General features: G+C 70.7%; 11 protein-coding genes. 8 read left to right on the top strand and 3 right to left on the bottom strand.

The window, feature by feature from the left end; all coding sequences use genetic code 11:
- Window positions 1–62 precede the first annotated feature (62 nt).
- The 5 genes from A3862_RS28385 (at window position 63) to mutS (ending at window position 6,433) form a co-directional block, all read left to right on the top strand.
- Complete coding sequence (locus A3862_RS28385; RefSeq protein WP_111474221.1) at window positions 63–1,796, top strand: patatin-like phospholipase family protein; 1,734 nt, start codon at window positions 63–65, stop codon at window positions 1,794–1,796.
- Between the two features lie 101 nt (window positions 1,797–1,897).
- The gene (locus tag A3862_RS28380) at window positions 1,898–2,101 is read left to right on the top strand and encodes a hypothetical protein (RefSeq protein WP_043356522.1); all 204 of its coding nucleotides are present in this window, start codon (window positions 1,898–1,900) and stop codon (window positions 2,099–2,101) included.
- Window positions 2,102–2,171: 70 nt separating this feature from the next.
- Window positions 2,172–3,029, top strand: a complete 858-nt coding sequence (locus tag A3862_RS28375) for an alpha/beta fold hydrolase (protein ID WP_111474220.1) — start codon at window positions 2,172–2,174, stop codon at window positions 3,027–3,029.
- A 262-nt stretch (window positions 3,030–3,291) separates the two neighbouring features.
- The gene (locus A3862_RS28370; RefSeq protein WP_043755719.1) at window positions 3,292–3,585 is read left to right on the top strand and encodes a hypothetical protein; all 294 of its coding nucleotides are present in this window, start codon (window positions 3,292–3,294) and stop codon (window positions 3,583–3,585) included.
- 130 nt (window positions 3,586–3,715) lie between these two features.
- Window positions 3,716–6,433 (top strand): DNA mismatch repair protein MutS, encoded by a 2,718-nt coding sequence (gene mutS, locus A3862_RS28365; protein WP_043356527.1) that lies wholly within the window; start codon window positions 3,716–3,718, stop codon window positions 6,431–6,433.
- Window positions 6,434–6,470: 37 nt separating this feature from the next.
- On the opposite strand, the gene A3862_RS28360 is transcribed toward mutS, so the two are convergent.
- Together A3862_RS28360 and A3862_RS28355 are read right to left on the bottom strand one after the other, a co-directional pair.
- Window positions 6,471–6,899 carry a response regulator gene (locus tag A3862_RS28360; RefSeq protein ID WP_043356529.1) on the bottom strand — a complete coding sequence of 143 codons (429 nt, stop codon included), beginning with the start codon at window positions 6,897–6,899 and terminating at the stop codon, window positions 6,471–6,473.
- Window positions 6,900–6,956: 57 nt separating this feature from the next.
- The gene (locus tag A3862_RS28355) at window positions 6,957–8,003 is read right to left on the bottom strand and encodes a histidine kinase dimerization/phosphoacceptor domain -containing protein (RefSeq protein WP_043356531.1); all 1,047 of its coding nucleotides are present in this window, start codon (window positions 8,001–8,003) and stop codon (window positions 6,957–6,959) included.
- Between the two features lie 234 nt (window positions 8,004–8,237).
- On the opposite strand from A3862_RS28355, the gene A3862_RS28350 reads away from it, so the two are divergent.
- From A3862_RS28350 to A3862_RS28340, 3 genes are all read left to right on the top strand, one after another.
- Window positions 8,238–9,626 (top strand): AmpG family muropeptide MFS transporter, encoded by a 1,389-nt coding sequence (locus tag A3862_RS28350; RefSeq protein WP_043356532.1) that lies wholly within the window; start codon window positions 8,238–8,240, stop codon window positions 9,624–9,626.
- A 25-nt stretch (window positions 9,627–9,651) separates the two neighbouring features.
- A complete protein-coding gene (locus A3862_RS28345; protein WP_043356534.1) occupies window positions 9,652–10,590 on the top strand; it encodes an EcsC family protein in 939 nt (312 codons plus the stop codon).
- An 82-nt stretch (window positions 10,591–10,672) separates the two neighbouring features.
- Window positions 10,673–11,332 carry an MgtC/SapB family protein gene (locus A3862_RS28340; protein WP_111474219.1) on the top strand — a complete coding sequence of 220 codons (660 nt, stop codon included), beginning with the start codon at window positions 10,673–10,675 and terminating at the stop codon, window positions 11,330–11,332.
- 93 nt (window positions 11,333–11,425) lie between these two features.
- Here A3862_RS28340 and ilvA read toward each other — a convergent pair whose 3' ends face one another.
- Window positions 11,426–12,955: a threonine ammonia-lyase, biosynthetic gene (gene ilvA / locus A3862_RS28335; protein WP_043383358.1), complete on the bottom strand. Its 1,530-nt coding sequence runs from the start codon at window positions 12,953–12,955 to the stop codon at window positions 11,426–11,428.
- Window positions 12,956–12,974: the final 19 nt, after the last annotated feature.

Genomic DNA, 12,974 nt, shown 5'->3' with positions numbered 1-12,974 from the left:
GGAACGATGGGGCTCAATGTGTCGCCAGGGCTGCGCCAGACGATCGCCGCGGCGGTGGCAGGGTGAGCGCCCCCGAGATCCCGTTCCTGGCCGGGCTCGACGCGGCGGCGGTCGCGGCCGTTCGGGCCCGCATGGTGCCGGTTGCGGTTCCGGGTGGCCGGATCCTGTTCGAGCAGGGCGAGACCGGAAACGCCCTCTACACGCTCGTCTCCGGCGTGGTCGGCGTCTCCACCCGCGACCACGCCGGGCGGCCGACCCGGATCGCGCGCCTGCGCCCGCCCGAAACCTTCGGCGAGATGGCCCTGCTGTCGGACGCTCCGCGGGCGGCCACCGTGGTGGCCCTGCGCGATTCGCATCTCCTGCGGCTCACCCGGGATGCCTTCGAGGCGGTCATCGCCGAGCATCCGCATACGCTCCTCTACTTCGCCCGGATGCTCGCCGACCGCCTGCGGGCGATCTACGACGGCCATTCGGTCCACCATGCGCCGCGAATCTTCACGATCCTGGCCGTGACGGAGGGGCCCGATCCGGCCCATGTTGCGCGGCAACTCGCCGGCGCCTTCGACGCCCTGCTGCCCGGCGCAACCGGCTGTCTCACCGACTGGCCGGAGGGGGCTGACGAGGCCTGGTTCCAGGCCTTCGAGGGCGGCCATGCGCGCACGATCTTCGCAGCGCACGACATCGACTGCCCCTGGTGCCGGCAGAGCCAGCGGCGCGGCGACCACGTCCTGCTCCTGGCCGAGCCCGGCGCGCCGCCGCGGCCCAGCGCGGCGGCCTATCTCGACCGGGTCCGCTCCGATTGGATCCGGATGGATCTCGTCGTCCGCCAGGATCCGGCGGCCCGGCGCCCGAAGCCCCTGCATCCGGAGGTCGCCGCCCTGCCTGCGGCGATGCGAATCCAGCTCCGAGACGGCAATCGGGGCGATCTGCATCGCCTCGCCCGGCTCGCCAGCGGCGCCGCACGGGGCCTCGTCCTCGGCGGGGGCGGAGCGCGCGGGCTGGCCCATCTCGGGGTGCTGAAGGCCCTCGACGAGGTCGCCTGCACGCCGGATTTCGTCGGCGGGACCAGCATGGGCGCGATCATCGCGGCGAGCCTCGCCATGGGCTGGAACGTCGCGGAGATCCAGGCGCAGATCGAGGCGTTCTTCGCCACCAGCAATCCGATCAACGACTACACGCTGCCGCTGCACGCCCTGACCCGCGGCGCCAAGGTCGATACCGGTCTCGCGGCGCGTTACGGGGGGGTGTGTATCGAGGATCTCTGGCTGCCGTTCTTCTGCGTCTCGTCGAACCTGACCACCGGCAGCACCATGGTGCATCGCTCGGGCGACCTGCCGAAAGCCCTGCGGGCCAGCATCGCGATTCCCGGCCTCCTGCCGCCGGTGCTCTGCGACGAGGGCGTCCTGGTCGATGGCGGCATGATGAACAACCTGCCGGCGGATGTCGCCGCCGGGCTGGAGCGCGGACCGGTTCTGGCCGTCGATGTCGGGACCGACCGGGCGTTCCAGGACATGCCGCAGCGCGGCTGGAGCGGCCGGCTCGTACGCAAGCTGATCGGCTCGCCGCTGGCGATGCCGGGTCTGGCACCGCTGCTGCTGCGCGCCGCCACCGTGTCGAGCGACGCCCAGAGCCTGATGGCGGCGGCGCACGCGACCGCCGTGCTCAAGCCCCAGCTCTCCGGCATCGATCTGCGCGCCTGGTCGCGCTTCCGCGAATCGGCGGAACTCGGCTACCGGGAAACCCGCGCCGGCCTTGCGACCGGGAGGCTCGCGCGCTGGCTGGACCCGGTGCGCTGAGATGTCCGCGTGCGGCGGCGCACGCGCGGGTCCCTCGGTCCTGTAACTCCGGGCATTCGGTGACGATGTCTCCTGCAGGATGTCCTTTGGAGATCAGAGCCATGCCCCACACTGCGACGCCTCCGACCGACACCGTGACCGGTTCCGAGCGGGACCGGACCGCTCCGGACGATCGCTCCGCACCGCACGCCCTCCTGCACGGGGCCGCCTTCGTCCTCCTGTGCCTCTGGACCCGGACTGCGCCGGAGCGCCTGCGCGACCAGCTCTCGCCTGAGGCGGAAACCTGCGGCGCGCTCGGCTTCTGAGCGGATCGGATCTGGACGCGGAGGCGTTTCCCGCCGCCGGCAAGGCGGGCAGGACGGAGCGCACGAGAACATGACCGTCGCGGGTGTGAGGTTGCGCCGGGTCGAGTTGCCGGAGGTGGGCCTGAACGTGGCCGAGGCGGGTCCCGAGACAGGACCGCCGACCATCCTGCTGCACGGTTTTCCCGAATTCTGGTTCGGCTGGCGCCATCAGATCGGGCCTCTCGCCGAGGCGGGTCTGCGGGTGATCGCGCCGGACCAGCGCGGCTACGGCCTCAGCGACAAGCCCGCGGGGATCGCCGCCTATCACCTGGATCGTCTGGCAGGCGACGTTCTGGCCCTGGCTGACGCCTATGGCGCTCCCACGGTCCGCCTGGTCGGACATGATTGGGGCGGCCTCGTCGCGTGGTGGGTGGCGAGCCGCCATCCCGAGCGGATCGACCGGCTGGCGATCCTCAACGCGCCGCATCCCGCCGTGGTCGGCACCTACATGCGGCACCATCCGGGCCAATGGCTGCGCAGCACCTATGTCGGCCTGTTCCAGATCCCGCACCTGCCCGAACGGCTGCTCACGGCCGATCGCTGCCGGGCCCTGCGCCGCGCGCTGACGACCACAAGCCGCCCCGGCGCCTTCGCGCAGGCCGACCTCGACCGCTACGTCGAGGCGTGGCTGCAGCCGGACGCGATGACCGGCATGCTGAACTGGTACCGGGCCCTGGTGCGACTTCCCCGGGAGCGGCCGCCCCGGGTCCGCGTCCCGGCGTTGATCCTCTGGGGGCGACGGGACACCGCGCTGCAATCCGGCTTGGCGGAAGCCAGTCTCGCTCTCTGCGACGCGGGGCGCATCCAATGGTACGCGCAGGCCAGTCACTGGCTGGCGCATGAGGAACCCGCTTCGGTCAGCGCCGACCTCCGCACCTTCCTGTGCTGAACCCCTGTGCTGAACCCGTGTTCTGAACCACCGAGCGAACACGGCTTCTCGCCCGCCGCCCGGGCTGAGGTGAGAGCCGAAATCAATGCACGGACGGGTATCGCCGATCCCGGCACCGTCCCGCCCGGAGACGCGACGGCTGCCGCATCGGTCCGCACGCCGTCCAAAGAACGGGTATTATTTTTAACGCCCTGATCCGGAACATTACGATCACTTGTTTCTTAGCTGGTGGCTCATAGAAGCTGATCGGAGCTACTCCACGATGTCTGTTCGTTCTTTTCTAACCGCGGGTGTGGTCTTCGGTGGCCTTCTGGCCGGAACCGTCGCGTCGCAGGCCGCGCCGGCGATGGCGCAGCCCGGTCTGGCGGGATCTGATATGGTCGAGACCGTTGCGATGCATCGGCATTACCGCATGCACCGCCATCACTCGGCCCGGCACCACCGCCGGATGCGGCGCATGAACACGATGCGCCACGGCGACCCGAACGCCCGCAATCCGTCGCGCCCCGGCTACCAGCAGCAGCTCGGCAACACCACGGGCGGCCCGCGCCACTGAGTTCCTAACGGCGCTCGGACCCGCGCTGCGTGCGTCGGATCCGGGCGCCATCCACCGGCGATACGCCTTCTCCCCAGCTGCGTCGGCTTGAGCGGCCTGATTCGCCGTCGACGCTCTGCTAAGAGGCGGCATGGCCCGAACCGCCGTCCGCCCCGCCGCCGATACGACGCCCACGCCCGGTCTGGACCCGGCCGGCGCCACGCCGATGATGGCGCAATACATCGAGATCAAGGCTGCGAATCCGGACTGTCTCCTGTTCTACAGGATGGGCGACTTCTACGAGCTGTTCTTCGAGGATGCGGAGATCGCGTCCCGGGCGCTCGGCATCGTCCTGACGAAGCGCGGCAAGCACGCGGGCAGCGAGATCCCGATGTGCGGCGTGCCGGTCGACCGGTCCGACGACTATCTGAATCGCCTCATCGCCCTCGGTCACCGGGTGGCGGTCTGTGAGCAGACCGAGGATCCGGCCGAGGCCAAGAAGCGTGGGCCGAAATCCGTGGTCCGCCGCGAGGTCGTGCGGCTCGTCACCCCCGGCACGATCACCGAGGATCGGCTCCTCGACCCGGCCCGGGCGAACCTGCTCCTGGCGATCGGCCGCCGGAAGACCGGTGAGGGTGCCGTCGCCTACGGCCTCGCCGCGGTGGACATCTCCACCGGCCGCTTCTCCTTGAGCGAGGTCGCGGGCGGCGACCTGTCCGGTGCCATTGCCCGGCACGACCCGCGGGAGATCGTCCTGTCGGAGGCGATCCACGCCGATCCGGCCCTCGCGCGGATCTGGCAGGAGAGCCGCGCCGCGATCGTGCCCCTGGCCCAGGCCGAGCTTGAGCCCGCGGCCGCCGAGCGGCGCCTGCGCGAGCAGTACGGGGTCTCGACCCTGGAGGGGTTCGGCCAATTCACCCGGGCCGAGATCGCGGCGGCCGGGGCCGCGCTGCTCTACATCGGCCGCACGCAGCTCGCCGCGCGACCACCGCTCACGGTTCCGACCCGCGAGGATGGCGGCGCGACCCTGGCGATCGATGCGGCGACGCGCGCCAATCTCGAACTCACCCGCACCCTGTCGGGCGAGCGGACGGGAAGCCTGCTCGCCACGATCGACCGGACCGTGACGGCAAATGGTGCCCGGCTGCTGGCCGAGCACTTGGCCGGCCCGCTCACCCATCTCGACGCCATTACCCGGCGGCACGCGGCGGTGGCCCATCTGGTCGAGGACGGCCGCCTGCGCGGCAGTCTGCGCGACGCCCTTGCGCGGGCCCCCGACCTCGCCCGGGCGCTGTCGCGAACCGGCCTCGGCCGTGCGGGACCGCGCGACCTCGCGGCCATCCGCGACGGCCTCGCCGTGGCGGCGGATCTCGGCGCCCGACTCGCTGCGATTCCCGACCTCCCGGAGGATCTCGCCCGGCTGGCCGAGCATTTGGCGGAGGCCAACCCGGACCTCATCGCCACCCTGGCGGCGGCGCTGGCCGACGATCTGCCGCTGAGCCGGCGCGACGGCGGCTTCGTGCGGGCGGGGTATCATCCGGAGATCGACGAGGCGCGGACCCTGGGTCAGGATTCCCGCAAGGTGATCGCCGCCTTGCAGGCACGCTACGCCGAGCAGACCGGCTGCCGCACCCTGCGGATCAAGCACAACAACCTCCTGGGCTTTTTCATCGAGGTTCCGCAATCCGTCGGCGAGGCCTGCCTGAAGGGTCTCCAGAGCGAGTTCGTCCACCGCCAGACCATGGTGGACGCCATGCGCTTCACCAGCGTCGAACTGGGCGAACTCGAGTCGAAGATCTCGGGCGCCTCCGACCGGGCGCTCGCCCTGGAAGCGGCCGTCTTCGACGACCTCGCGGCCCGCGTCTTGGCTCAGGCCGAGGCCATCGCCGAGGTGGCCGAGGCCCTCGCGGGTCTCGATGTGGCGGCGAGCCACGCCGAACTCGCCGTCGAACTCGACTGGCGCCGGCCCGTCGTCGATGAGTCCTTGAGCTTCGTCGTGGTCGGCGGGCGCCATCCGGTGGTCGAGGCGGCTCTGCGCCGGGCGGGCGAGCCGTTCATCGCCAATGATTGCGACCTGTCGGGCGATACCCGCGGCCGGATCCGCCTGATCACCGGCCCGAACATGGGCGGCAAATCGACCTTCCTGCGCCAGAACGCGCTGATCGCCGTGCTCGCCCAGATGGGCGCCTTCGTGCCGGCTGCGGAGGCGCGCATCGGCCGGGTCGACCGGCTGTTCTCCCGGGTCGGCGCCGCGGACGACCTCGCCCGTGGCCAGTCGACGTTCATGGTCGAGATGGTCGAGACCGCCGCGATCCTGAATCAGGCGACCCGGCGCTCCCTGGTGATCCTGGACGAGATCGGCCGCGGCACCGCGACCTTCGACGGCCTGTCGATCGCCTGGGCGTGCCTGGAGCATCTCCACGAGGTGAATGCCTGTCGGGCGCTCTTCGCGACGCATTTCCACGAGTTGACCGCCCTCGGTGACCGGCTGGCGCGGCTGGACAATGCGACCCTGAAGGTGGCCGAGCATCGGGACGGCGTCGTGTTTCTGCACGAGGTCGTGCCCGGCGTCGCCGAGCGCAGCTACGGCCTGCAGGTGGCGCGGCTCGCAGGTCTGCCGGGCAGCGTCGTGACCCGGGCCGGGGCGATCCTCAAGAGTCTCGAGAAGGCCGAGATGGGCCGCCCCGCGCGCGCGCGGATCGACGACCTGCCGCTCTTTGCCGCCCTGGCGCCACCACCGCCGCCGGAGCCGCCGCAGGAGGACCCGCTGGGCGCGCTCCTCGACGCCATCGACCCCGACGCCCTGACGCCGCGGGAAGCGCTGGATGCGCTCTACCGGTTGAAGCGCGAGCGAGCGACGCGAAGCTGAGACGGCGAAGCCCCGTAGCGACGCGCCTCGACGCGCGTCAGACGGGCGCGGGCGAGAACCCGTCCGGACAGGCCGGCCCGTGGCGACCGGCCCGGCGATCGGCCACGTAGTCGAGGGTGCTGGCCACGACGCGCTCGGAATAGGGTTTCGCGATCACGCCGATCGCCCCGGCGAAATCCGCCGGAATGCGCTTGGCGTTGGCGGTCATGAACACCACCGTGGTGCGTCGGTCGGCCGAGAGCGCCCTGGCGACGTCGATTCCGGTCGGACCGTCGACGAGGTGGATGTCCACGAGCGCAACGTCGGGCGCGGTGGAGCGGCCCATGGCGATCGCCTCGGTGGCGTTGCCGGCGACACCGACCGTGACATGCCCGAGATCGTCCAGCAGGCATTCCAGCTCGAGGGCGATCAGGGCCTCGTCCTCCACCACGAGGATGCGGAGCGCGGCGGCGTTCCCGGTCCCCATGCGTTCATCGTCCTCCGGCCCCGTGGCCGCCGAGCTTGAAGCCTGCACGTCGATTTCTCAAGCCGGCTGCTGGAGCGGGATATCGATGTCGACGGTCGTGCCCGGACCGGCATCCGCCCAGGCGATGGTCCCGCGCATCTGCCGGACCACCATCTCCACCAGATTTCGCCCGAAGCCGGCCGGATTCGGAGCCGCCGCGGCGACACCGACGCCGTCGTCGCGAATCGTCATATGCATCCCTCTCTCGGTGCGGCGGGCGACGATCGACACGCGTCCCTCCCGCTCGCCCGGGAAGGCGTGGCGCAGGGCGTTTGCCGTGAGTTCGTGGATCATCAGGGCCAGGGGCGCCGCCATCGCGGCAGCTACGGCGATCGACTCGACGTCGGCCTCGACCCGGCGCCGCTCCGGATCCAGGCCGGCATTCATGTCGGCCAGGAACTCGGCCGCGAAGTCGCCGAGGTTGAAATGCGTGCAGTCGCCCTCGGAATACAGCATCCGATGGGCTGTCGAGAGCGCGCCGATCCGCTCGGCCATGCCTTGGAGCGCGTCCCGCGCCTCGCCCTCGGGCGTTCGCCGGGCCTTCAGCAGCATCAGCGAGGAAATCACCTGAAGATTGTTCTTAACCCGGTGATCAACCTCGTGCAGCAGGGCCGTCTTCTGCTCAAGGGCGGTGGTCAGATCCTGGGTCCGCGCGTTGACGAGGCGCTCCAGCTCGTCGTTGGTGCCGCGCATCGACACTTCCATCTGGTGGACATAGGTCATGTCCGCCTGGGCGGCATAGAAGAAGGCGAGACCCTCGGCGTCGTTCACCGGCGTGATGGTCATCGCGTTCCAGAAGGTCGTCCCGTCCTTCCGGTAGTTGAGCAGCTCGACGGAGATCGGCTCCGCGGCCTGTACGGCCGAGCGGATCCGCTCGACCGTGAAACGGTCGGTGGCCGGACCCTGCAGCATCCGGCAGTTGCGCCCGACGATCTCGTCAGCGGTGTAGCCTGTCACCTGCAGGAATGCGTCGTTCGCCCAGGCGATCGGGTTGTCCGGAGCGCGGGCATCGGTGATCACCATGGGCGACGGGCTGCGCGCGAACGCGTCGACGAGCGTCGCCAACGGCGGAGCGGACTCGGATCGGAGACTCAACGCATCATTCCACGACTGGGCGGCGTGCCCGTTCGTCCGGCGGCGCCTCCAACACGCCGCGATCCGTGGGACGTGGACACCGCGTTAAGCAAGCTTCTACCAAGATTGAGGCGCAACACATCACGATCCAGCGAAAACCGGTGCGGCGTAAGGCTGCCACGATTTCGCGAGATCAAGGCCACGAAGGCTCAGGAGTTCCATGCCATGGCGAACCAGCCACAGGCGATGCGTCGCTTCCGGCTCCGCGACATCGTCGAGGACCGGCGGATCGTGCTCATGCTGGCTCTCGGATTCTCCTCGGGCCTGCCGCTGCTCCTGGTCCTCGGCACCTTCACGCTCCGCCTCGCCTTCTCGGACATCGACGTGCGGGCGATCGGCCTGTTCAGCTACGTGGCGCTGCCTTACTCGCTGAAGTTCCTCTGGGCGCCCGCGATCGACAGGCTGAACGTTCCGGTGCTGAGTGCCCGCCTCGGGCGCCGCCGGGCCTGGATGGTGACCACGCAGGCCGCGGTCGCCCTGTGCCTGACCCTGATGGCCTTCTCGGATCCGAAGACCAACCTCGCGCTCCTGGGACTCGGGGCCTTCCTGGTGGCCTTCTGCGCGGCGAGCCAGGATGTGGTGATCGACGGCTGGCGCATCGACGCCGCCGGCAGCGACTTCCAGGGTATCCTGGCGGCGACCTCGAACCTCGGTTACCGCCTCGGCCTGATCACCGCCGGCGCGGGCGCGCTGTTCATCGCCTCGGCGGGGGGCTGGACGCTGGCCTACCTGATCATGGCGGCGCTCATGCTGGTCGGGATGATCGCCGCCCTGCTGGCCCCGGCCTTCGACAGGCCTCGCACGGTTCAGGCGGAGACGCCCGGCCGCTCCCGGTTCTGGTCGATGCGCCGCGCCGTGCTGGAGCCGCTCACCGAGCTGCACGGCCGGTTCGGCGGCGCGCTCTGGGGCATCCTCCTGCTGGTGGCTTTGTTCCGGCTCCCCGATTTCCTGTCCGGCGTGATGGCGAGCCCGCTCTACCGGACGCTGGGCTTCGACCTGAAGGCGATCGCCACCGTCACCAAGCTCTACGGCATCTGGGTCGGCATCGCGGGCGGGTTCGCGGGCGGATGGGCCCTGGCCCGGCTCGGCCTGTTCCCCACGCTGCTGCTGGGCGCCTTCCTGGCCGCGTCCTCGCACCTCGCCTTCGCGTGGCTGGCGGCCGGCGCGCCCGAGATCTGGCGCCTGACGGTCGCCATCTCGATCGAGAATTTCTGCGGCTCCTTCGCCGGCATCGTGCTCATCGCCTACATGTCGAGCCTCACCAGCCCGGCCTACGCGGCGACGCAGTACGCGCTGTTCTCCTCGCTCTACGCGCTGCCGGGCAAGCTGATCGCGGGCTCGTCGGGTTTCGTGGTCGCGGCGATCGGCTATCCGGCCTTCTTCGTCATGACCTCCCTCGTGGGTATCCCGGTCCTGGTGCTCTGCGTCGCGGTCGGGCGCAGGACCGGGCAGGCGGAGGCCGCGGCGGCACCGGCGCGGGATGCGCAGGAGGCGGGGAACCGCATCCCGGGGCCCGAGCTTCCTACCACGGCGCGCGCGCCAGGGGCGGCGTGAGCACGACAGATCCAGGGATTCACGGATGAGCACGAGCGACCTCACCTTAGCCGGCGAGACGCTGCCGGCGGCGACTCCAGAAAAGACGCTGAGCGACGCGGACCTCGCCGCCCTGCGCCGCGCCGTGCAGGTGCTGGAGCGTCCGAGCCTCGCGGGGCGGCTCTCCGCGGCGGCCGGCGCGCCCCTCGACATCATCGGCCGATCGCTGCCGGCTCCGGTCACCGAAGCCGTCAGCCGCAGCACCGAAGCGGCCATGCGGGGGGCGCTGCGCGTCGCCCTCGCGACGCTGCCGCGCCGGGAACTCGTTCCGGCCGAAGGGGAGGGCCTCGGTTCCGTCGCCGCCAAGGCCGAGAGCCGGTTCGCGCAGCTCCTCGGCTCGGGCGACGCCAAGCACAAGGCGATGGCGGCACTGTCCGGCGCGGTCGGAGGCGCGTTCGGCCTCGCGACGCTGGCCGTCGAGCTTCCGGTCTCGACCACGCTGATGCTGCGCTCCATCGCCGAGATCGCCCGGGAGGAAGGCGAGGATCTCGAGACCCCCGAGGGGGCGCTCGCCTGCGTCCAGGTCTTCGCCCTCGGCGGCCGGGCCACGGCAGAGACCGAGGCGGGCGCGGCGCTCACCGAGAGCGGCTATTTCGCCGTCCGCGCGGCCCTGGCCAAGACGCTGTCGGAGGCGGCCCGCTATGCCGGCAGCAAGACGCTCCTCGACCAGTCGGCCCCGGCGCTGATCCGCTTCACCGCACAGATCGCCGCGCGCTTCGGTCTGGTCGTGTCCCAGAAGGTCGCCGCGCAGGCGGTGCCGATCCTCGGCGCCTTCGGCGGGGCGGCGGTCAACACGGCCTTCATGAACCATTTCCAGTCGACCGCCCGCGCGCATTTCACGGTGCGGCGCCTGGAGCGGTCCTACGGGGCCGCCACGGTGCGGGCCGCTTACGAAGTCGAGAAGGCGGCCCTCGGGATCGCTTGATCCGCCCACGGCAAAGCCGCAAGGATCCGCGCCATCCGCACGGGGCGGAGAAACGGAGGCGGCTCTGATCGGCAACGGCGAGATGGTGGCCCGGCTGGCACTGGCGGCCCTGTTCGGCAGCGTGATCGGCCTGGAGCGCGAGCGCCTGCTCTGGGCCGCAGGCCTTCGCACCCACATGCTGGTCTGCGTCGGCTCCTGCCTGATCATGCTGGTCTCGGCCTTCGGATTCGCCGACGTGCTGGGCACCGCCCACGTGGTGCTCGACCCCTCCCGGATCGCCGCGCAGGTGGTCTCCGGCATCGGCTTCCTCGGAGCGGGGACGATCCTGCTGCGCGGCGAGGTGGTGAAGGGTCTCACCACGGCGGCCAGTCTCTGGGGCGTGGCGGCGATCGGGCTGGCGATCGGCAGCGGCCTCTACGTGCCGGCCCTGGCCGCGACGGCACTCATCGTCGGCATCCTGGCGGGTGTGAAGCCCTTCGAGCAGCGCTGGCGCGACCGGATGCGCGCCCAGACCCTTCGGCTGACCGCCCGAAAAGGCGCGATGTCGCTCGACACCGTGCAGGCGGCGACGGGCGAGCGGGCCTCACGGGTCCGGACCTTCACGGTCCATCCGGGTCCTGATTCGGACCACGAGGAGGTGACGATCACGTTCGTGCGTCTGTCCCGGACGAGCTTCGAGGCCATCGCGGCAAAGCTTCGGGCGATGCCCGATGTCGCGTCGGTGGAGGTGGCCGAGGAATGACCGTGCCCGACGCTGCCCCTCGATCATGAGAACAGCGAGGTGGCTCGAAGGCGCGCGACGAGAGCCCCCAGGGACAACCTGGGCTGAGGGGGCTCAGGCCGCCCCGGCGCCCTCGCCGTCGAGGAACAGGCGGTAGGCCGGGTTCTCGGTCTCGTCGGTGGCCGGGTAACCGAGGGCGTCGATGGCGGCGTCGAACCGGGCGCGCTCGGGCGGCGGCACCGCGATCCCGGCGAGCACCCGGCCGTAATCGGCGCCGTGGTTGCGGTAGTGGAACAGCGTGATGTCGAAATCCGGCCCGAGGGCGTCGAGGAACTTCATCAGCGCACCCGGCCGCTCCGGGAACTGGAAGCGGAACAGCCGCTCGTGCGCGACCCCGACGGCACGGCCGCCGACCATGTAGCGGACATGGACCTTGGCCATCTCGTTGTCGCTCATGTCGAGGACGCGATAGCCGGCCTCGCGCAGCGAAGCGATCAGCGCCTGCTTCTCGCGCTTGCCGCCGCTGACGTTGATGCCGACGAAGATCTGCGCCTCCGAGCCCGGCGCATGGCGGTAGTTGAATTCCGTGATCGCCCGCGGTCCGAGGGCGTTGATGAAGGCGCGGTAGGCGCCGGGGCGCTCGGGGATCGTCACGCCGATCAGGACCTCGCGCTGCTCGCCGATCTCGGCGCGCTCGGCGATGTGGCGCAGGCGGTCGAAATTCAGGTTCGCCCCCGAGGAAATGGCGATCAGCGTGCCGTCACCGCCCTCGCGCTCGGCATACAGCTTGGCGCCGGCGAGGCTCAGCGCCCCGGAGGGTTCCGACACCGCGCGGGTGTCGTCGAAGATGTCCTTGATCGCCGCGCACATCGCGTCGGTGTCGACGGTGATGACCTCGTCGAGATGCGCGCGGCAGAGCCGGAAGGTCTCCTCGCCGGCCTGACGCACGGCGACGCCGTCGGCGAACAGGCCGACACTGGGCAGGCTGACCCGCGTGTCGGCCGCCAGTGCCGCGGCCATGCAGGCGGCGTCCTCCGGCTCGACACCGATCACCTTGGTGCCCGGCCGCAGATACTTCACGAAGGTGGCGACGCCGGCAGCGAGCCCGCCGCCGCCCACCGGCACGAAGATCGCCTCGATCGCGCCGGTATGCTGCTCCAGGATCTCCTTGCCGATGGTGCCCTGACCGGCGATCACGTCGGGATCGTCGAAGGGGTGCAGGAAGGTCAGGCCCTGCTCGGCCTCAAGGGTCTTGGCCTGTGCGAGCGCCTCGTCGAAGGCGTCGCCGTGCAGAACGACCTCGGCCCCCCGGGCCCGGCAGGCATCAACCTTGATCGACGGGGTGGTGCGCGGCATCACGATCACGGCGCGCGCCCCTAGCTTGGCGGCGGCCAGCGCCACGCCCTGCGCGTGGTTGCCCGCCGAGGCGCAGACGACGCCGCGGGCGATCTGGTCCGGACTCAGGCCGGACATCTTGTTGTAGGCGCCGCGCAGCTTGAACGAGAAGACCGGCTGGAGATCCTCGCGCTTCAGCAGGACCGGCCGCCCGAGCCGCTGCGTCAGCCGGGGCATCGGGTCGAGTGGGCTCTCGATCGCCACGTCGTAGACGCGGGCGGTGAGGATCTTGCGGATGTAGTCCGTCACGGTGTGGAGTCTCGGCCGA

Origin of the sequence: Methylobacterium sp. XJLW (assembly GCF_003254375.1) — a bacterium.
Taxonomy (GTDB): domain Bacteria; phylum Pseudomonadota; class Alphaproteobacteria; order Rhizobiales; family Beijerinckiaceae; genus Methylobacterium; species Methylobacterium fujisawaense.
The sequence above is the reverse complement of the archived record's forward strand: the minus strand, read 5'-3'. Positions and strand labels throughout refer to the sequence as shown.